The sequence below is a fragment of the Pseudoalteromonas sp. UBA2102 genome, from assembly GCF_002331165.1.
Classification (GTDB): Bacteria; Pseudomonadota; Gammaproteobacteria; order Enterobacterales; family Alteromonadaceae; genus Pseudoalteromonas; species Pseudoalteromonas atlantica.
The window spans coordinates 1-20,514 of record NZ_DCYU01000136.1 but is presented as its reverse complement, the minus strand read 5'-3'; the positions used below and the strand labels follow the sequence as shown (position 1 = coordinate 20,514).

The following is a 20,514-nucleotide window of genomic DNA, read 5'->3' as shown; positions in this document are numbered from 1 at the left end:
ACAGCCAATCCGCCTACAAAGGGAATAAGGTAAATACCCTTGGTTTTTATGCCAAAGTATTTCATGGCTCTAACGTGTCCGTACTCATGTACCACTAAACAGGCAATTAGCATTAGTGCAAATTCAATACTAAATAACCAGGCATAGCCGGCAACCGATGCACTCGCTAAAGCCACTTTAATTACTTTTGCACTTTTAAATAATTTAAAGCCCAGTGCCGCTAGCCCTAAAAAGCCTTTTTTGGGCTGGCTATTTACTGGCGCAGGCAAAGCTAGTTCAGTAGCAAACACACCATCAACAAATAACGATAAAGACTGCTCATGAACATGTGAGCTATCAATCCCTATTTGCTTATTATTTAAAGTAAATTCAGCGTAATGCTCTTTGGGTGTTGTAAAGCTTATGGCCTGTTGATTATGAAATATTTGTACTATTTTATGCCCAGATACCATTAGCGTTAATGGTTGCTCTGCAAGCATGAGATCGATTTTTATCATGACTAAAACCAGTTAAAACAATGGCGCTAGTATACCGATGAATTTAAAAAACACGAATTGCCTTAAACCATAAGCGAAAAAGCACTTAGAAGATAAAAAATAATATAAAACTAAGCTGACAAAAGGCTGATCAGGCGCTATTTTTACAGTACTAATATATTAAGCAGTTACAAGGATAGAGCATGTCGATTTCGGTACCCAATATTTTAGTTGTGGATGACTCAAAGGCGATTTTAATTGTTATGGAGGCCATTTTAAATGAGCTAGGAGTCTCGAATAAAGTTACAAAATGCCTGAGTGCTCAGCAAGCGCTAACTCACGTAACCGACGATATAAACTTTTACGATATTGTATTTACAGACTTAAACATGCCTGAAATGGATGGTATGGAGTTTATAAGAAAACTAGGCGAGCTTAATTTTACAGGCGCAGTAGTTATAATTTCGGAGATGGATCATAAGGTTATTAACCTAGCTGCCAATTTAGCGCGCCATAGCAATATTCATTTAGTCGCAAATTTAGCTAAACCCGTGCAACTTAGCCAAGTAAAAACCGTTTTACAAAAAGCAAAACACTTAGCAGTACATAACGACCTTTCTCATGCCTCTATTTCAGAAAAAGCATTGCATGAGGCAATCAATTTAAACGAGATAATCCCTTACTATCAGCCAAAAATAAATTCTCAAACCAGTGAAATAGAAAGTATTGAGGTGCTAGCGCGCATCGTTAAAACGCACACTGGCGAAATCATCTCGCCCAATCGGTTTATTTCGTTATCGGAGCAGTCGGGGTTAATTAATCAAATTACCTTTAGCTTATTTGAGCAAGCCACCAGCGACTTAAAAGCTATACGTACAAACATTGCTGCGCATCTAAAACTGGCTTTTAACCTATCTCCCACGCAACTAGATGATTTAAGCTGCCCCAACAAGCTGATGCTTATACTGCAGCTCAATGAGCTATCACCTAGTGATATAATTTTAGAGATTACCGAGCAACATGCGCTGTCTAGCCTTTCTCAGCTAGAAACCTTAAACAGATTAAGAATGCATGGCTTTGGCATATCATTGGATGACTTTGGGGTTGGTTTTACCAACATGAACCAGATTAAGCGCCTGCCTTTTACTGAAATAAAAATTGACCGTACACTTATTAGTAATATTGAAACAGATCAGTTTTCGCAAGTGGTGGTCAGCTCACTGGTTGATATTGCCAGCCAAGAGCAATTAGCTCTTGTGGCCGAAGGCGTAGAGCGCGCCGAAGAATCGCTCTACTTAAAAAACTACCGCACTAATTTAGCCATGCAAGGATTTTTGTTTACCTGCCCTAAAGCCAAAGACGATTTTATAGAGTGGGCACTAAACTGGGTAAATACGACGGGGGGCACAATTAAACGCTAACCTTCAACCCCGTCGTAATTATTTATTATCTCGGGGCGTGTCGTCATCTTCACTAACTATGTGCTCGCTGCTTGCTAAACGCTGGCGCCAGCGCTGCTTGGCGACCATGCGCATATTGGTCGATTGGTCGCGCTCATCAACAATTTCAAGCCCCATAAGGGCTTCTATCATATCCTCGAGGGTTACAATGCCTTGAACATCACCGTATTCATCAACAATTAAACATATGTGAGTACGCTGTTTAAGTAAGGTTTGTAGTAGCGAGGACACATTATGCCCTTCGGGTACCGTATGAATAGGCTTAACTAATTTGCTAATTTTATAATCGGTACCTAAGCGGTGATAAGCCAACATAATGTCGTTTTTATGCACAAAGCCAATTATGTCATCGGCGTCTTTATCAAATACTAACACGCGCGAAAATGAAGACGAGCCGTGCTCGCTCATGTACTGATCGACCGTTAACCCTTTATGCACTTTATACAGCACAGTACGCGGCGTCATTAAGTCGGTTAATTTCGCATGCCTAAAATGTAAAAGGTTGCGGATTATTTCTGACTCATCGGCATGGATTGCCCCTGTTTCGGTGCCTATATCTGCCATGGCTTCTATTTCTTGGCGAATATAAAAAGCCTCATCGTGCTTGGCCCCCATTAAATTAGTAAGCTTTTGAGCAAGCCACACAAATGGTTTTAGCGATATCACTAAAAAGCGTAAAGAATAGGTCACGCTAGGGGTTAAGGCACGCCAATAATTGGCCCCTAAGGTTTTTGGAATAATCTCTGAAAGTACCAATACTAAGAGTGTCATTATGGCAGAGGCAATTCCTACTGCCGCATCTGAAAAAACCACAGCGGCTTGCGCACCCACACCTGCAGCACCGGCGGTATGGGCCACTGTGTTAAGCGTTAGTATTGCAGCAAGCGGTTGATCTACATTATTTTTTAGTTTTTCGAGCTGCTTTGCAAGTTCAGGCTGTTTTTTGCGTAATAGCGCCACATAGCTGGGCGAAATACTTAACAGTACAGCTTCCATTACAGAGCATAAAAAAGAAATAACGATGGCAGCAACCATGTACACAATCAGTAAAGTCACTTTTTCTCCGATGAGTTGAACATATGGGCATGGTAACAATACATGCTATATTTGGCCAAATAACTATCAATAATAGGCACAAATATGAGAATTAGCTCACCTTGGACCACAAAAAATAAATTACTAAAACAAGCAGCTACCTTTTTTGCTCTTGGCAGCTTGAGCTTGACAGCAATAGCAGCCCCGCTTGATAAATCAAATATCGAGTTTATTGGCCCTTTAGGCGAAAACATGCAAGTTAAGCCTTTTCAAACACCACACGGCCAAGTCATTATTAATAACTTATTAGAGCAGTTGCAACGTAATACGCAAAGTGTGTCTGTATTTGGTAAAAAGCATAGCTGGCAGCCGTTTAATAAAGTAAACGCACTTACTTTAGGTGGCCTACAAGCGCTTAAGTTCAATATTGAAACAACCCGCTATAGCCAAGGCACATTAACTATAAAAGGGATAGAGAACGCACAGTTGTTTATTGATGCCAAGCTTCAAAAAGGCGATAACCACACATACTCTTTATCGTTAACTAATGGCTCTCATAGTGTGATTGTAGTGGCGCAACAAGTGGCTAACTGGAACAACGTTTCTCTCGATTTTGAACCCAAAGCCGACACTGACAACATTACAATTAACACCTCTACAACTAAGCGACTTTCAGCCGAGCAACTTTTTGATGCCCCCACCATTAGTCGACTTTCTTTAGCGCCCGATGCTAAGCAATACGTTACCAGCACACGCAGCTATTCAAATAAAACAGCTAACCAAGCAAACGTGGTAACTGAGCTTAAAAATAGCCAAAATCAAACCTTGTATCGCTTTGAAGGCCAGCAACCAAGCAATATGGTATGGAGCCCCAATAATCAATTTTTAGTTTATATGTTAGGGAGTGAACTAAAACAGCTAAACCGTAAAAACCTCAGCATTAAAACATTGGCCAGAGAGCTTGAAGGCGCAAGTAACTTTAATTTTTATAATAATAACAGCCTTATTTTTAGCTGGTCTAAAACCCCCGAAGACAACAACAGCTTAACTAAGCACTACAAAGGCCTTCAAGATAGATGGTCATACGCACGCAACGTAAGTCAGCTCTATATGTTAGACACCAACAGCGGCTTAACCAAAGCGCTTAGCCAAGGCCCTATTTCGCATAGCTTTGAAGATGCAAACACTAATCGTGGCAAAGTATTAATGAGCCGCCAAGTTATGGTTATGCAAGCCACTACCCACCCAGAAACTGAACTGGTGGAACTTGACTTACAATCGAATAAAATAACGTCTTTTGGTAAATTTAAAACCTTTAACCATGCAAAGTACGCCAACAAAGATGTGTACGTTGTTGCTGGCCCAGATTTTAAAAATGGCGCAGGCCGTGCCCTTCCAAAAGGGATGTTAGCTAATAATTACGACGGCCAATTGTACTTACTTAGCGATAACGGTAAGAATGTAAAAGCGCTTAGTAAGCAGTTTGACCCCGCTATAGGTGAATTACATGTGCTTGATAATGGCGATGCGCTTATAAAAGTAACCGAGCAAGATACCCAACCTTTGTATTTATATGACTTAAGCAAACAGCGCTTTAAAAAACTTAATACGGGTTTAGATATCGTTGAGCAATTTAGCTACTCGCACGAGAGAAACCCGCAAGTGCTACTAAGCGGTACCACAGCATCCACCCCTCAGCAGCTTAAACGCTTAAATATAAGTAAAAATAAAACAGACCTAATCTGGGACTCTAAGCCGCTTGCCTACGCTAATACACAAATACCGACTCTGGAAGAGTTTAACTTTACAAACAAAGACGGCGTAGAAATTACAGGGCGTGTGTACTTACCTACTAACCTAGATAAAACTAAAAAACACCCTGCACTTGTCTATTACTACGGTGGCACCTCACCGGTTACCCGTGGTTTTACAGGGCGCTACCCATTTAACTTGTGGGCAGCAAATGGCTATGTTGTTTATGTATTACAGCCAACAGGGGCAACTGGTTTTGGGCAAACATTTTCTGCTCAGCACGTTAACGCCTGGGGCGATTATACCGCTAGCGATATAATGCAAGGTACGCAGGCCTTTTTAAAAAAATACGATTTTGTTGATAGCAAAAAAGTGGGTAATTTAGGCGCCTCATACGGAGGCTTCATGACCATGCTACTTGCCACCAAAACAGACATGTTTAGTGCATCTATTGCGCATGCGGGTATATCAAACTTAACCTCGTATTGGGGCGAAGGTTGGTGGGGGTATTTATACTCAGGCGAAGCATCAAAAAATAGCTTTCCGTGGAATAACGCTTCACTTTATAGCGATCACAGCCCTGTATTTCATGCCGATAAAGTAACGACCCCTTTACTACTGTTACACGGCGATAGCGATACCAATGTACCTGTTGGCGAAAGCTTAACCATGTATACCGCCTTAAAGCTTTTAAATAAAGACGTAGAACTTATTGAATATAAAGGCGCCGACCATCAAATTTTTGCTCGTGATAAACGCTTTGATTGGTGGAACACCATGCTTGCTTATTTTGATAAACAACTAAAAGGCGAACCACAGTGGTGGGACGCAATGTATTCAGATAAGTAACACAGCGCTCAGCACATTTTCAGCTAAATGTGCTGAGCTTACTCACATAAACAGCAACCTTAGGTAAGCCGCCTTTTATATCTGAAACATAAAGTTACCGAAAAGTTACACCGCCCCCTTCTCAGCATTTAACGATTGGTGCTACCATACAGAGCTATAAATATACAAAAATAAGTCCTATGGCAATTAACGTTTTATTGGTTGAAGACGACGAGCTACTCGTTAAGCGCATCCAAAATCACTTTACAGACACCGAATTTTCGATAGAAATAGACCCCACAGGTGCCGATGCCCTAAACATAGTTAGGCAACGCGTAAACCTGCGCAGTGCTATTTCTCTTGCCATTATTGATATTGTATTACCCAAGCGTGATGGGTTGCAGCTTGCCAAAGAGCTCAACACTTTGACCGATATTGGCGTGATTGTTTTATCTAGCCGCGACTCTCAAGCCGATCGTATTGCAGGGCTTGCACAAGGTGCTGATGACTATATTTGTAAGCCTGTTGATTTATTAGAACTTGAGCTGCGCATGCGCGCACTTTATAAACGTATTGCAATTAATCAAGACGATGATGAAAGCGAAGAGTTTATAGAATACGCCGACTTTAAGCTCCACCCCGATAACCGCACATTAATTACCTCATCAGGTATTGAATCGCGCTTAACCGAAGCCGAGCACAAAGTGCTAATTTGTTTAATTAGCAACGCAGGTAAAGCAACCTCACGAGAAAAAATATCAGAAGAAATAGGCCAACCAGATTGGAGCCCAAATGACCGTACTGTGGATGTTTTAATTGGCCGTTTGCGTAAAAAACTATACGATGAAAAAGACCAAAAACGCATTGTAACCGTGCGCGGTAAAGGTTACATGCTCTCAATTTAGCGCATTAAAATTTTAAACGCAGAAAAACGCAGCAAGCACTGAGCTTAGCACCTTAAAATAATTAAACATTATTGCGGTTCGGTATTATTTCCAGCAGCGTTTAGTTTATTTAGTTAACTGCGCCAGTAACCGCTCAAAAGCACGATAATTTAGCGCCTCTTTTAGCTCTTCTAAATTAATATGCTCTGCACCTTTTAAGTCACTAATAGTACGCGCCACTTTAATGACCCTATGGTACGAGCGTGGCGATAACGACAGTTTTTCGCTAGCGTGTGCTAAAAACTGCAACTCAGCCGGGGCTAAAGTGCAATGGATATTCATTTCTTTATTATTTAATCGTGCATTAACCTTACCTTGGCGCTTTAGCTGTGCACTGTAGGCCGCTTCTACTCGGGCTCTTACTTGGGCGCTGGTTTCTTCAGGCTCGGTACTTTGTAGCTCAACACTGGTTAGTCGCGGCAGCTCTATTTGTAAATCGATACGGTCTATAAACGGGCCTGATACGCGCGATAAATAGCGCATCACTTGGTCAGGTGTTGCTCGCTTATCATTATGACACCCTGTAGGGCTTGGGTTTAGTGCGGCTATAAGCTGAAACTGCGCCGGAAACTCCATTTGCCTTGCAGCCCGCGAAATAACCACCGAGCCGGTTTCCATGGGTTCACGCAGCGAATCAAGTACCTTACGTTCAAATTCCGGAAGCTCGTCCAAAAACAACACCCCGTTATGCGCAAGTGAAATTTCCCCCGGTTTAGGGTTTGAAGAGCCACCAACTAAAGCGACTGCCGAGCAAGTGTGGTGTGGGTTTCTAAAAGGCCGTTGGCGCCAATTATTTAGATCAATTGATTGGCCAATAATAGAATACAGTGCAGCCGTTGATATTGCCTCATCGTCAGACATGGTTGGCATTATCGTCGCCATACGCTGCGCTAGCATAGATTTACCCGTACCAGGCGGACCTAAAAAAAGTAGGTTATGGCCTCCAGCGGCGGCTATTTCGAGCACTCGCTTAGCACCGGGTTGGCCTTTAACATCACTTAAATCGAGTAAAAAGTCGGGAGACTGGGCGCAATCTGGGTATTCAATATTTAAAGGTAGTGGCTGCTGATTTAATAAATCCCCCCATACTTCTTGTAACGAGTTAACCGCTTTACGCTTAACGCCGTTCACCAAACTTGCGAGGCTATCGTTGGTAAAAGGTAAAAAGCAGCAACGGTTTTGCTCTTTTGCAGCAAGTACAGAGGGCAAAATGGCATTAACTCCCCGCACTTCACCATTAAGGGCAAGCTCACCGTAAAATTCATATTTATGTATATCTGGACACACTACCTGTCCCGAGGCCACTAAAATACCTACGGCAATGGCTAAGTCAAAACGCCCGCCATCTTTAGGTAAATCGGCAGGAGCTAAATTTACGGTAATACGTTGATCAGGAAAACCAAATTGAGAGTTTTCTAGGGCGCTACGCACCCTGTCTTTTGATTCTTTAACTGAGGCCTCTGGCAGCCCAACAATATTAAATGCCGGTAAACCATTACCTAGGTGTACTTCTACAATAACCTCGGGGGCGTTTATACCCACTTGGGCACGAGAGTAAATGCGAGCTAGCGACATTCCTTATCCTAATTAATGGTTTAATTAATTAGTTTAGTCAGAATATTTAAAAACGTGTACTGTGATTTGCCATTTAATAGCCGCAATACGAAGCAATAAAGTGGTTAGCATTGCCATTACCATGGCAAGTTCGGTCGCGAACGCAAAGTGAATTCCCAGCGTGTAAACTACACCGCCAGCAATACAGGTAATAGCATATAACTCGCCTTTTAGCAGCATAGGAATTTCGCGAGCAAGCACATCACGGAGCATGCCCCCAAAGCAACCGGTAATTACACCCATAATAATCGCGGTCATATTTGGCATGCCGGCTAGTAAGGCTTTTTGGGTGCCCATTACCGCAAAAAATGCTAAACCAAATGCATCGGCAATTTGTAATGTGTAGTGCGGAATCGACTTTTGCTTGTTAATAAGCCGCGTGGTAATAAATACCGCGGCTAAAATAGCATAAAAAAAACTTTGATCGTGTAACCAAAATACCGGAACATCTAATATGAGATCGCGAACCGTACCGCCCCCAATCGCTGTTACCGCTGCTAATACTACAACCCCAAAACCATCCATTTTCTTTTCGTGTGCGACCAAAGTACCTGTAACAGCAAACACAGCAATACCGATTAAATCAAACCAGTGATAAAGTTCAGTCATGTGTAACAACCCAAAATTATTTGTGCCGTTTTAACACAAACTATACAAAGTTTTAAGTAATAACGTATTTTTAGAGAAGTTTATAATATTTATAGATATTACTCGGGGGTATAAATCTAAGAGTGCTTTATAGGGAAAGAAATATAAATTTCAGGCATAAAAAAACACGCTTTAAGCGTGTCGTTTCATTTTATGTATTTCAGTGGTTGCGGGAGCCAGAGCTTATGAAAGGTGAACCGACGACCTTTGCTGGCTTATGCAGAGCTGAGCCCGACGAGCTATTCATTTCACTGAATTTCAGGCATAAAAAAACACGCTTTTGGCGTGTCGATTAAATATAACTTATTATTTCAGTGGTTGCGGGAGCCGGATTTGAACCGACGACCTTCGGGTTATGAGCCCGACGAGCTACCAGGCTGCTCCATCCCGCGCCTGAAATATGTATACTTATTTAGCGTTGCTTACATTACAACGTGGCTGCCAACTTCCTAAAGGAAATTGGTTGCGGGAGCCGGATTTAAAACGACTACTTTTGCGGCTAATGAAGAGCTGAGACCGACAAGCTTTTCTTTAACTAACATTTTACTGTAACCTCAAACCCCTAAAGGAAATTGGTTGCGGGAGCCGGATTTGAACCGACGACCTTCGGGTTATGAGCCCGACGAGCTACCAGGCTGCTCCATCCCGCGCCTGTATATTTTAAGTCTATCGACTACTTAATTTAATCTCTTAAGTTAGAGTTTACAGTAACCAAACTTTTTAAAAATTGGTTGCGGGAGCCGGATTTGAACCGACGACCTTCGGGTTATGAGCCCGACGAGCTACCAGGCTGCTCCATCCCGCGCCTGTAATTTCTTTGAAATAGTTTCGTGTTAATGACGAGCCTGTTTCGAAGAGAGCGCTATAATATAGGAATAAACTTATATTGCAAGGCTTTAACTAGTTAATTGTGTTCAACCGAACAAAAAGCAATCAACAAGCACTATAAATAGCTATCTCTGATGTGGGCTTATCATTTTTTGAAACTCCCAATCTGGGTGTCCCATTACAATAAAGTCAGGATTTTCAGTGCTCTCACGCTGGTTATAAGTAAGCGGATTAAATTCTGCATCGGTTATACACCCGCCCGCTTCTTCTACAATAACTTGTGACGCGCCAGTATCCCACTCGCCTGTAGGGCCAATTCGTAAAAAGCAGTCGGCTTTACCCTCGGCAACTATACATGCTTTTAGCGAGCACGAGCCTACTGCAATAGTGGCAAACTGCGTATTTAAATACTGACTGACCGCTTCAATTTTTTGTCTACGGCTTACTGCCAACGTTAGGTTATCGGGTGTTGCTACCGACATTTTTGTGTCGCTACCATTTTCTCGTTTAAATGCCCCCTGATTAGCAGTAGCAAAGTAAGTGATCCCTTTTGCTGGCCAATGAATCACACCTAAAACGGGGTGATTATTTTCAATAAGTGCAATATTAACGGCAAAGTCACCACTTTCTAAAATAAACTCGCCAGTGCCATCCATCGGATCTAATAACCAATAGCGCTGCCAGTTCTTTCTTTGGGCAAGTGCCGGAATAGGCGTTTCTTCCGACATGATAGGGATGTCGGGCGCAAGCGCTTTTAAACCAGCAACAAGCACATCGTTAGACGCTAAGTCTGCTTTTGTAACAGGCGTAGAGTCTGATTTTTCTTGCTGGCCAATATCGTCTTTTTTATAAATAGCCATAATGGCATCGCCTGCACTTTGTGCAAGTTCAATACAAGGCTCTAGTAATTTATTCATTTGCAGCTCCAGACGCTAAATACTTATTTAATAATAGCAAAGCGGCAACACTGCGAGCTTCGGTAAAATCGTCTTGCTCTAATAATGACTGCCAATCTGTTAATGGCCACTTAACAACCACTAAAGGTTCGGGCTCATCACCTTCTAACGTTTGCGGATATAGTTGCTTAGCAAATAAAATATGCATGGTCGCGTTAAAGTAACTTGGCGCCATTGATACTACTTTTAGCGGCTCAAAAAATTCAGCACCAAAACCCACTTCTTCTTTAAGCTCTCTGTTTGCAGCTTGCTGTGGTGTTTCGCCAGGGTCTATCAAGCCTTTAGGAAAGCCTAATTGGTAGTCGTTTGTGCCCGCGCAATATTCACGTACCAGTAGCATTTCGTTATCGGCAGTTATTGGTACAATCATTACAGCCCCGCGGCCACCGCCACGTATGCGCTCATACTGGCGCTCTTCGTCATTAGAAAACTTAAGCTCTAACGATTCAACAGTAAATAAACGGCTTTTAGCAACTACATTGTTACTAATAATTTGAGGCGGAGTTGGGTGCTTTTTCTGTGTCATTGGCGTTATTTTGCTATCATGGCAGTTGTGCTTAATCATAAACTTTTCACAAGGAAAAGCCCATGCTAAATTGGTCAAAAATCGATACCGTTTTACTCGATATGGACGGAACATTACTCGATTTACATTTCGATAGTCACTTTTGGCTTAACGTTGTACCAGAGCAACTTGCGCTCACTCGCAATATTACCCTTGATGAAGCAAAAGCCGATATGCACAAACGCTATCAAGCGGTAAGTGGTCAAATACAGTGGTATTGCTTAGATTATTGGCAAGAGCAACTCAATTTACCAATAATGGAATTAAAACGCCAAACCCAGCACTTAATAAAAGTACGCGAAGATGTGCCCCACTTTTTAACTGAGCTAAAAAAAGCAGGTAAAGAGCTAATTCTTTTAACTAACGCCCACCCAGAAAACGTCATGCTTAAATTTGAACATACCGCGATAGATAATTATTTAGATGGCGTGGTGTCTACTCATCAATACGGAGTGAGTAAAGAGCAGCAAAGTTTATGGCATCAAGTACAAAAAGACTTAGGGTTTAATAAGCAGCGCACTTTGTTTGTTGATGACAGTGTGCCAGTTTTAAATGCTGCCCGAGAATACGGCATTGAACATTTACTTGCGGTGGCCAACCCAGATAGCCAGCAACCACATAATGTAATAGCCGATTACTTAAACGTAACCGACTACAGAAACATAATCTAGCTGCTAGATTATTGTTGCGGGTAACGCGCAACTAGGCCTTGATATACTAACTTTGCAAAGTCGGCATGTTCGGTATCAAGGCTTTTAACGACTTCGACTAAATGCTCGTTATCTTCTTGGCCATTCCATACTTTGATGTAGCTGCCATCTTTGTAGCCATGATCTTGGCGGAAAAAGTTTAACGTGTTTTTACCTACGTAACCGCGGTATAAATCGTCAATATCCATCCCTATTTGCGCCATACACCCTGCAAACGCGGCCGCGTTAAAGGTTTTATTTGCAACTGCTGAAGCTGCTAATATTTCAAGAGTTTGTTTAAAGTCATCTGCGGCCTGTGGTGCGCTAAGTTCTTGTTCTAGCTGCTTAGCTAACTCTTCGTAAGAGGTTGTTCCGTCAATTTTTAACGACAAACCAAAATGAAATATATCAACCAATTCTAGAATTACTTGCTCGGTGTCTGGGGTTTGTTTTTTCCACCACTTCCAACCGTAATGATCTAGCATCTCTGCACACTCTACCCAAATGGCTCTGTACCACTCAAAACCTTGGCTAAACCATTGATCATGAACTTTAGTGTTCATGGCATTTTGCATTTCTAGCATTACTACTAGCTTATTTAAGTTGGCTGACATATCGTTTCCACTTGAGCTTTTAAATTACGCTTATGATACAGGCAAATAATAAAAAGTGCATTTTTGATCTATTATAAACAGCACATAAAAACAAGGCAGGAAATAATGATGAGTAAAGTGTTACTGCACACCTTGGCGACTATTGTAATGGCTGCTTTTTTAGTAACGAATGCGCAAGCAAGTACAGAAGGAATTGCTACAGCCCCCGAGCAAGTATCACCATTATTACCGGGCTTAAGCGTGCCTAATATAACGCTCAAAGATCAACATGGTAATAATGTAGAGTTACAAAAGCGCTTTGCTGAAAAAACAACGGTGCTTATTATTTACCGCGGTGGTTGGTGTCCTTATTGCTCAAAACAACTGGCTAATATACAAAAAATTGAGCAGCAACTCGCTAATTTAAACGCGCAAATTATTGCAGTATCGCCAGATAGCCCAGAAAAACTAGCCCAAAGTAAAATAAGTTCGCCAAATTATTTACTGCTTTCAGATGATAGCTTAACCCTAGCAAAAGCCTTGGGTTTAGCTTATTTTTTAGATGATAAAACAGCCGCTATCTATCGCAATAAGCGCGGTGTTAACTTTGTTGATGCCCAAGGCAAGGTAAACGTCGCCTTACCTGTACCGGCTGTATTTGTAATTGATAAAAGCGGCGTTGTGTATTTTCAGTACGCAAACCCTAATTACAAAGTACGTTTAACAGAGGAGCTATTATTAGCTGGCGTTAAATCAATAGAAAATCAATAATCTGTAGTTATACCAATCGACTTAAATATTTAATCATTCTAGGGTGCTAAATAGAGCGCTATAAATGCCTAATAACTTAACACCATTGATATTACAAAAAAGGCCAACTAGGTTGGCCTTTTAAACGTTTAACGCGAGCCAGTAAACTCAGCCCACGACTCTATTAAATCTATAAAATCTTCAAAGCCACAACCACTCACTAGGCCATTTTCTTCAAGCATTAAGTCATCATCTTGATAGGCGACTAAATCTTCGCTGTCTTGGTGTAGGGCATGGGCTTCAAATAAGGCTTCGTCTTTAGAGAGTATTAAGTCTATCTCTTGGCCTTTTAACGTTATTGGCTCGTAACTTGTTTTTACCGAGCTAATAAGTGCTTGTACCATCGCGACTTTTTCTTTGCCAATTTCTTCGTTTAACCAGCGGCCAATTAGGGCATGCTCGCTGCTTATTTTAATGCGCAGCCCACTAATAGGGTCACGTATAAATTGATATTCCATAATTTTTACTTTTAAAACGCTAATGCACTAATTATACCCATAAATAGCCTTAAACACCGACCCTAAAACGCAAAATAGCGCCAATGGGCGCTATTTAAATAGGCGACATAAAAGCTAACTTCGCGATCTAAAACGTGCAGCATCTATAATCGACCATAAATAAATAATAGGCACGAGTACAAAGCCTACTAATACATAAATAAGTGCGTAACTAATTATAATAGCTAGCGCAAAAAAGATAGCGGCTAAAATTCGCCCTTGTACCAATTGCCCTAAACCAGGAAAAAATATATTACACAACGCTGCAATAACATTACCGCCAGAACCTTGATCAGCCATACTCACCTCTGTAGTTAATTAATTTTAAGTTTTAGTTATTTACTTACTATCACACTTTATGCCAATTTATTAAAGCTTAAAAATCAAATAGTTAAATTACTACTAAATAACTGCTTTAGTATTTTTTACTAAATATAGGTCAATTTGATTATTTTTATTATTAATTATCGTTACTTAAGAGTACAAAAAAGCGACTAAGGGATTAGTTTTACAAGTATTTTTAGAATAGCTGTTCATAAAAACAGTATTTTATTTAGCCTAACAAAAACACCTGTTATACTGCCCTCATTATTGATTGAAAAGGCGTAACGATGGACGTTTCTGAATTACTCGATGGCTTAAATGACAAACAACGCGATGCCGTTGCAGCCCCACTACAAAACATGCTGGTATTAGCAGGTGCTGGTTCGGGTAAAACACGTGTTTTAGTTCATCGTATCGCGTGGTTAATGCAGGTTGAGCAAGCATCAGCCTATAGTATTTTTGCGGTTACCTTTACTAATAAAGCCGCTAAAGAAATGCGCACCCGTGTTGAAGAAACCCTAAAAGCCCCTGTCGGTGGCATGTGGATTGGTACATTCCATGGTTTATCACACCGTATTTTGCGCGCTCATCACCGTGAAGCAAACCTGCCAGAAGCCTTTCAAATTTTAGACTCTGACGATCAACTTAGAATGATCAAGCGCTTATTAAAATCAATGAATATTGATGATAAAAAGTGGCCCGCCAAACAATTTGGCTGGTACATCAGCGCTAAAAAAGATGAAGCCCTGCGCCCTAAAGATATTCAAGCCTACGATATAAACGAGCAAATGATGCTACGTGTATATGCCGCCTATCAAGAGGCGTGTGACCGTGCTGGTTTAGTTGATTTTGCAGAAATACTGCTACGTAGCTACGAAGTACTTAAAAATAATCCTACGCTACTTCGCCATTACCAGCAGCGCTTTGCCCACATGCTGGTAGACGAGTTCCAAGATACCAATACCATTCAATACGCATGGCTAAAGCTACTTGCTGGTGATACACAAAGCATTATGATTGTAGGCGACGATGACCAGAGTATTTACGGTTGGCGTGGCGCTAAAATAGAAAACATTAAACGCTTTCTAACTGATTTTGACGCCGAAACTATTCGCCTTGAGCAAAACTACCGCTCAACCGCGACCATTCTAAAAGCATCTAATGCGCTAATTAAAAATAATTCAGAGCGCATGGGTAAAAGCCTTTGGACCGATGGTAACGAAGGCGAGCCTATATCAATTTATGCCGCCTTTAACGAGCTAGACGAAGCCCGCTTTGTAAGCAGCAAGCTACGCAGCTGGTTAAATGCTGGTAATGCGCTGCAAGACGCCGCTATTTTATACCGTAGTAACGCACAATCTCGTGTACTCGAAGAAGCCATGCTTCAAGAAGGCTTAAAGTACCGTATTTACGGTGGTATGCGATTCTTCGAACGTCAAGAAATTAAAGATGCGCTATCGTACTTACGATTAGTAGGAAACCGCCAAGACGACGCCGCATTTGAGCGTGTAATTAACACCCCTGCGCGCGGTATTGGCGATAAAACACTTAGCCATATACGCGACTGTGCGCGTGCTGAGTCTCTGCCTCTTTGGTACGCCGCTAAAGCAATTGTTGAACAACAACATTTATCGGGTCGTGCGGCAAGCGCTGTTACAAAATTTGTAGAGTTGGTAGAGCACATAGAAGATAAAATTAGCGACCTTACACTGCAAGAGCAAGCCAAATACGCTATTCAAACCTCTGGCCTTATGGCTATGTATCAAGCTGAAAAAGGCGAAAAAGGCCGAGCTCGCGTAGAAAACTTAGAAGAGCTTATCAGTGCCTGCGATCAGTATGAACTCCCCGAAGAAGAAGAGTTTAGCTCACCACTACAAGGCTTTTTAGCTTATACATCGCTTGAATCTGGTGAAGGCCAAGCCGATGAACACGAAGACGCTGTGCAAATGATGACTCTTCACTCTGCTAAGGGCTTAGAGTTTCCGCTTGTGTTTATGGTGGGCGTTGAAGAAGGCATGTTCCCATCGCAGCAAAGTAATGAAGAGTCAGGGCGCTTAGAAGAAGAACGCCGCCTTTGTTACGTGGGCATGACCCGTGCCATGGACAAACTTTACATAAGCCATGCCGAAAGCCGTCGTTTATACGGCCAAGAAAAGTACCATAGCCCATCGCGATTTTTACGTGAAATACCCGAAGATTGCGTAGAAGAAATTCGTATTAAAACACAGGTATCACGACCGCCTGCTGCAGGGCGTTTTAGCGCATCAGTAAGCCATGCTGTATTTGAAGAAAGTGGTTTTAACTTAGGCCAACGTGTACTACACGCTAAATTTGGTATTGGCACTGTGCTTAATTACGAAGGCAGCGGCGCGCAATCGCGTGTGCAAGTAAACTTTGATGACCTCGGTAGCAAATGGTTAGTAACCGCATATGCACGACTTCAAGCTGTATAAGCACTGTGTTGAGCAATTAACGCAGCAACTAACTGGCGCAAAGCATCGTCAGTTAGTGCTAATTACAGGCCAGCCTACGTGGTGCTATGAGCTATTAAGCGCGTTAACCCGTTCGGATGATGTAAAGTTACTTTCAAGCAGCCTTGCCAATGCAAGTTGGCCTGAGCATACTCATCAACTACTTGGGCAAGAGTTTCCTCATGCCGTTTATGATGGCTTTAGTGGCATTTACCCCGATAAACTCGCTGCATTAGCCGGCACCGTAAAAGCCGGCGGGCTTTTATTTTTATTACTGCCTGATTTACAACATTTAGCCTCATGGCAAGACCCTGCGCTGCAAAGCGTGCAATCTTATGGGTGTAGTAATCAACAAAGCTATTTTAATTTACGTTTTTCTCGCCTTTTACAAACGCTACCTGCCATACACTTTGATGAACACACTGTCTTTAAACAGCCGCCGCTCAAAAGTAATGTAACAAATAAAATTGAGTATCAGGCGCAGCAGCAATGCGTTGAGCAAATAACTAAGGTGGCCACAGGACGTGCGAACAGGCCTTTAATTATTAATGCCGACAGAGGGCGAGGAAAATCAGCCGCGCTAGGTCTTGCAGCCGCAGCATTACATGATAAAAAAGTCATTGTATGCGCAACACAATTTAGAGCCACCCATAGCTGTTTTAAGCATTTAGCTAAAAGCTTACAGGTGGAATACAAGGCTCAGCAAAAACATTTAGCTAATTTACAGTACATGGCGCCCGATGCACTACTTAATCAGTTGCCGCCATGTGATTTATTACTGGTTGATGAAGCCGCCGCAATCCCTGTACCCCTACTATTAGCCATGTTAAAGCACTACCCGCGCATAGTCTTTGCGAGCACCTTAGTAGGCTACGAGGGTAATGGCCGGGGCTATACCATTCGCTTTACGCAACATATTAAAGCAAATTACAAAGCGGCAAAAATTGTAAACTTAGAAGAGCCTTTACGCTTTGCCAAGGGCGACACTCTTGAGCAACATGTACGCACCCTCTTTGCTTTAGATGCACAATATAACGAATACCCACCCGCTTTAAATAGCATTGAGCACGTTGAAGTCACTCAACAGCAACTCGTTGACAATGAGCCTTTACTGCAGCAAATAGTTGCACTGCTAGCACTTGCCCATTACCAAAGCAGTGTTAACGATTTACGCCAATTACTTGATGCCCCAGCGCAAAGGCTGTTTATTAGTAGATGCGACATGCATGTTGTGGGTGTGTGTTTAATAGCAGTTGAAGGCGGTATGGATGCAGAGCTAGCTAAGCAAGTAATCCGTGGTGAGCGCCGCCCACAAGGGCATTTAATGGCGCAATCGCTCGCGCAATTAAGCGCACAGCCAAGCTATTTAACAAAACAAAGCGCACGCGTTATTCGTATAGCTGTTGCACCTAACCTGCACCAACAAGGCGTAGGTAAAGCATTGCTAGCGCATTGCCAACATCAGCTAACCCCCACCTGTAGTTATATAGGTGCAAGTTTTGGGGCTACAGCAGGGCTTTTACGTTTTTGGCAATCTCAGGACTTTAGTGCTGTAAAGCTAGGTTATCAGCGAGATAAAAGCACGGGTGAGCACTCAGCCCTCGTTATTAAAGCATTAAACACATCCACGCAGGGCTTACATACCTTAGCTCAGCAATTTAAAAGTGATTTGTTTTATGGTTTATTAACGCACTTTAGCCAACTCGACAGTGAGTTAGTCAGTGAGCTAATAAGTAAATTTATCGATGAATCTAGCGTGCCCAGCCCACCTATAAATACTGCAATTAGTACAATAAATCGCTTTAATACCGCGCCAAAACTATGGTATTTATTTAACCACTCCCCATCCAGCCTAATGGCAATTAAAAGTGAAGATCGCCACTTGCTGATACAAATGGTATTACAAAACCACAGTAATGATCAGCTAATCAAGCAACATTGCTTAAGTGGAAAAAAAGCATTAGAGCAACAATTTAAACTCGCAGTTAAGTCACTAATTAAAAAACCACACAACCTTTAAGCTATTTATCTATTTTGTTCTATCCTTAAAGCATTACAAGGCAATTAAAGATAAAGGTATGGAATTCATAAACTTTCAAGTGGGCTGTAAAACTATTTCACTTAAAATTCTCGATATTTTACTCACCGAGCGGTTTGATAATAACCTCACTACATTGCCAAATAACAATAAGAGCTTTATTGGTGTAAAAGACTACATGGAAACACCCACGCCGGTGTTCGACCTAGGTGTTATTTTAAATGGCAGCTCTACAGAGCAAAGTAATAAAAAAGCACTTAATGAGCTAAGAACCTGGCAAGCCTCGCTTAATGATTGGTTTAGCCAATTTGAAAAAAGCATCGCGCAACAGAGCCACGTAATAACAAACGATAAAACTAAGCTGCACAACATCGCCGTATTTTATAAAGAGTTTAAAACTGACAACAGTGACCTAAAATCTATCATAGAAAAACTTGATGAGCCTTTTCAAGCGCTAGTAACAGCTACAGATCGCGCAGTTAGTGCTCATAACGAGCAAGACTATAAACAAGCCAGTAAATATTTAGCGAGTATAAAGCGCAACAGCTTTATGCAATTACAACGACTGTTTGATGCGGCAAAAGAGCAAATAACACTCGATTATAAACCTATTATTGTTTTTACTACTAAAGATGGGCTCAACCCGCATATCGGATTACTAGTAGATAAAGTAGAGGACAATATAGATTATAAAAAAGAAGACATTAAGCCACTCGATAAATTAACCGAAGTAGGCTTTGATATAGACCCGCAAACCAAAGGCATGATGCGAGGGCTAATAAAGTTAGCCGAAAAACACAGTGTTTTGATAGACCCTAGCGCAATATTTAGACCTGTTCATTTAGCACAACAGGAAGACGAAGAAACACAAGCGTATGGTTTATTCTAAAAATAAAAAAGCCGAGAAGGCTCTCGGCTAATTAGCTTATAGCAACACGTTATACAGTCGCTATAATATCTTCAACTGGTAAACGCGCTTTAGGTTTGCCAAAGTTCCAATCTTCTTCTTCAACTGGGTAACCCATTGCAAGTGCCACTTCACAAATATGGCCATCAAGCTCTTCGCTAAACTTCTCACCGATTAACTCTGGGTCAACACCTTCCATAGGCGTAGATGCAATATTTAAACGTGCCAGTGTATGCATAATGTTACCCAGTGCTAGGTAAACTTGTGCTTTAGTCCAGCTGCCATTGTAGCCATTTTCATCCGTATTCATTTCAGCAAAAGCGTAGGCACCCATAAAGCTTTCACGCAGTTGCGCTGGTAAGTGACCAGAGCTCACTTCAACATCCACACGTTTAACAAACTTCTCTTTAGTAAACTTAGGATCGTAAGCTAATAACAGCGTATGCGACGCTTCTTTAGCGTGTAATTGATTAAACTGGTGCTTGTTAGCAAATGTATCGTGCAAACGCTGCTTAGCTTCATCACTTTCTACCAATACAAACTTCCAAGGTTGAGAGTTGATTGAAGAAGCAGACAAGCGAATAGCTTCTTTAATTACGTCAAGATCCGCCGATGAAATACGTTTGCTCGTATCGTATTTTTTAGCCGTGTAACGGTTATGTAAGTCTTTAATAATTTGATGAGACATGCTCTTCTCCCCTTTGGTAAGGTATGTAAATACAAGATGGGGCAAGTTTATAGGGTTTGCTATCGATTGATAATTAGCAAAATACTTAAAAGACTTTCTAAAAAAATTTGATAATAGATCAAGCCCATACCTTTTGGGATAACAGTGTTATTGGTGCGGGATCTGTAGTAACTAAAAATGTAGAGGCGGATACTGTTGTTGCTGGTAATCCAGCTCGTGAGATAAGAACAATATAATTATAATCGATGTTTTTTAGCGTCGGGAGTCGCTACGCTCGCCCGACCTACATTCTAGAAGTAGATGAGTGTACATTAATTGTCCGCACTTCACTTTTCTACGGACGTAAAAAAACCCGTCACATCGCTGTAACGGGTTTCTCTTATTTGGAGCC

General features: G+C 41.6%; 17 protein-coding genes, 3 tRNA genes and 2 pseudogenes. 9 read left to right on the top strand and 13 right to left on the bottom strand.

Annotation, left to right across the window (positions count from 1 at the left end; translation table 11 throughout):
- A pseudogene (locus tag B2R65_RS17565) lies at window positions 1-497 on the bottom strand (site-2 protease family protein); the annotation flags it as partial.
- A 182-nt stretch (window positions 498-679) separates the two neighbouring features.
- Between B2R65_RS17565 and B2R65_RS17560 the strand changes: the two are divergent.
- Window positions 680-1,897 (top strand): EAL domain-containing response regulator, encoded by a 1,218-nt coding sequence (locus B2R65_RS17560; RefSeq protein WP_004588676.1) that lies wholly within the window; start codon window positions 680-682, stop codon window positions 1,895-1,897.
- Window positions 1,898-1,915: 18 nt separating this feature from the next.
- Here the strand turns inward: B2R65_RS17560 and B2R65_RS17555 are convergent, their stop codons facing one another.
- Entirely contained in the window at window positions 1,916-2,992 is a 1,077-nt protein-coding gene (locus B2R65_RS17555) for a CNNM domain-containing protein (RefSeq protein ID WP_004588675.1), read from the bottom strand.
- Window positions 2,993-3,076: 84 nt separating this feature from the next.
- Here B2R65_RS17555 and B2R65_RS17550 point away from each other — a divergent pair, with 84 nt between their 5' ends.
- Window positions 3,077-5,572: an alpha/beta hydrolase family protein gene (locus tag B2R65_RS17550; protein WP_286744790.1), complete on the top strand. Its 2,496-nt coding sequence runs from the start codon at window positions 3,077-3,079 to the stop codon at window positions 5,570-5,572.
- A gap of 179 nt (window positions 5,573-5,751) precedes the next feature.
- Window positions 5,752-6,456: a response regulator transcription factor gene (locus B2R65_RS17545; RefSeq protein ID WP_004588673.1), complete on the top strand. Its 705-nt coding sequence runs from the start codon at window positions 5,752-5,754 to the stop codon at window positions 6,454-6,456.
- A gap of 105 nt (window positions 6,457-6,561) precedes the next feature.
- Here B2R65_RS17545 and B2R65_RS17540 read toward each other — a convergent pair whose 3' ends face one another.
- From B2R65_RS17540 to nudE, 7 genes are all read right to left on the bottom strand, one after another.
- The gene (locus tag B2R65_RS17540) at window positions 6,562-8,070 is read right to left on the bottom strand and encodes a YifB family Mg chelatase-like AAA ATPase (protein ID WP_286744786.1); all 1,509 of its coding nucleotides are present in this window, start codon (window positions 8,068-8,070) and stop codon (window positions 6,562-6,564) included.
- A 33-nt stretch (window positions 8,071-8,103) separates the two neighbouring features.
- A complete protein-coding gene (locus B2R65_RS17535; RefSeq protein WP_055255143.1) occupies window positions 8,104-8,718 on the bottom strand; it encodes a trimeric intracellular cation channel family protein in 615 nt (204 codons plus the stop codon).
- A gap of 354 nt (window positions 8,719-9,072) precedes the next feature.
- A tRNA-Met gene (locus tag B2R65_RS17530) sits at window positions 9,073-9,149 on the bottom strand.
- Window positions 9,150-9,330: 181 nt separating this feature from the next.
- A tRNA-Met gene (locus tag B2R65_RS17525) sits at window positions 9,331-9,407 on the bottom strand.
- A 78-nt stretch (window positions 9,408-9,485) separates the two neighbouring features.
- Window positions 9,486-9,562 (bottom strand) — tRNA-Met (locus B2R65_RS17520).
- 148 nt (window positions 9,563-9,710) lie between these two features.
- A complete protein-coding gene (cysQ, locus tag B2R65_RS17515) occupies window positions 9,711-10,502 on the bottom strand; it encodes a 3'(2'),5'-bisphosphate nucleotidase CysQ (protein WP_004588670.1) in 792 nt (263 codons plus the stop codon).
- A complete protein-coding gene (gene nudE / locus B2R65_RS17510) occupies window positions 10,495-11,067 on the bottom strand; it encodes an ADP compounds hydrolase NudE (protein ID WP_029772216.1) in 573 nt (190 codons plus the stop codon). Before nudE ends, cysQ begins: the two co-directional genes overlap by 8 nt.
- Before the next feature lie 62 nt (window positions 11,068-11,129).
- Here nudE and yrfG point away from each other — a divergent pair, with 62 nt between their 5' ends.
- Window positions 11,130-11,777, top strand: coding sequence for a GMP/IMP nucleotidase (gene yrfG, locus B2R65_RS17505; protein WP_004588668.1), 648 nt, complete (start codon window positions 11,130-11,132; stop codon window positions 11,775-11,777).
- A gap of 8 nt (window positions 11,778-11,785) precedes the next feature.
- Here the strand turns inward: yrfG and B2R65_RS17500 are convergent, their stop codons facing one another.
- Window positions 11,786-12,409, bottom strand: a complete 624-nt coding sequence (locus B2R65_RS17500; protein ID WP_286744781.1) for a dUTP diphosphatase — start codon at window positions 12,407-12,409, stop codon at window positions 11,786-11,788.
- Window positions 12,410-12,514: 105 nt separating this feature from the next.
- Between B2R65_RS17500 and B2R65_RS17495 the strand changes: the two genes are divergently transcribed.
- Window positions 12,515-13,159 (top strand): peroxiredoxin-like family protein, encoded by a 645-nt coding sequence (locus B2R65_RS17495; RefSeq protein WP_286744779.1) that lies wholly within the window; start codon window positions 12,515-12,517, stop codon window positions 13,157-13,159.
- Between the two features lie 128 nt (window positions 13,160-13,287).
- On the opposite strand, the gene B2R65_RS17490 is transcribed toward B2R65_RS17495, so the two are convergent.
- Window positions 13,288-13,656, bottom strand: coding sequence for a YacL family protein (locus tag B2R65_RS17490; RefSeq protein ID WP_004588665.1), 369 nt, complete (start codon window positions 13,654-13,656; stop codon window positions 13,288-13,290).
- 114 nt (window positions 13,657-13,770) lie between these two features.
- Window positions 13,771-13,995 (bottom strand): hypothetical protein, encoded by a 225-nt coding sequence (locus tag B2R65_RS17485; protein WP_004588664.1) that lies wholly within the window; start codon window positions 13,993-13,995, stop codon window positions 13,771-13,773.
- A gap of 311 nt (window positions 13,996-14,306) precedes the next feature.
- Here B2R65_RS17485 and uvrD point away from each other — a divergent pair, with 311 nt between their 5' ends.
- The 3 genes from uvrD to B2R65_RS17470 are packed head-to-tail and all read left to right on the top strand — an operon-like array spanning window position 14,307 to window position 19,417.
- Window positions 14,307-16,472, top strand: coding sequence for a DNA helicase II (uvrD, locus tag B2R65_RS17480; RefSeq protein ID WP_024031969.1), 2,166 nt, complete (start codon window positions 14,307-14,309; stop codon window positions 16,470-16,472).
- Window positions 16,450-18,510: a tRNA(Met) cytidine acetyltransferase TmcA domain-containing protein gene (locus B2R65_RS17475; protein WP_286744775.1), complete on the top strand. Its 2,061-nt coding sequence runs from the start codon at window positions 16,450-16,452 to the stop codon at window positions 18,508-18,510. The genes uvrD and B2R65_RS17475 overlap by 23 nt, the downstream gene beginning before the upstream one ends.
- 58 nt (window positions 18,511-18,568) lie before the next feature.
- The gene (locus B2R65_RS17470) at window positions 18,569-19,417 is read left to right on the top strand and encodes a chemotaxis protein (RefSeq protein WP_286744773.1); all 849 of its coding nucleotides are present in this window, start codon (window positions 18,569-18,571) and stop codon (window positions 19,415-19,417) included.
- 49 nt (window positions 19,418-19,466) lie between these two features.
- On the opposite strand, the gene B2R65_RS17465 is transcribed toward B2R65_RS17470, so the two are convergent.
- Window positions 19,467-20,123: an NAD(P)H-dependent oxidoreductase gene (locus tag B2R65_RS17465; RefSeq protein ID WP_024031966.1), complete on the bottom strand. Its 657-nt coding sequence runs from the start codon at window positions 20,121-20,123 to the stop codon at window positions 19,467-19,469.
- A 137-nt stretch (window positions 20,124-20,260) separates the two neighbouring features.
- Here B2R65_RS17465 and B2R65_RS17460 point away from each other — a divergent pair.
- Window positions 20,261-20,359: pseudogene (locus B2R65_RS17460) on the top strand (sugar O-acetyltransferase); the annotation flags it as partial.
- Window positions 20,360-20,514 lie beyond the last annotated feature (155 nt).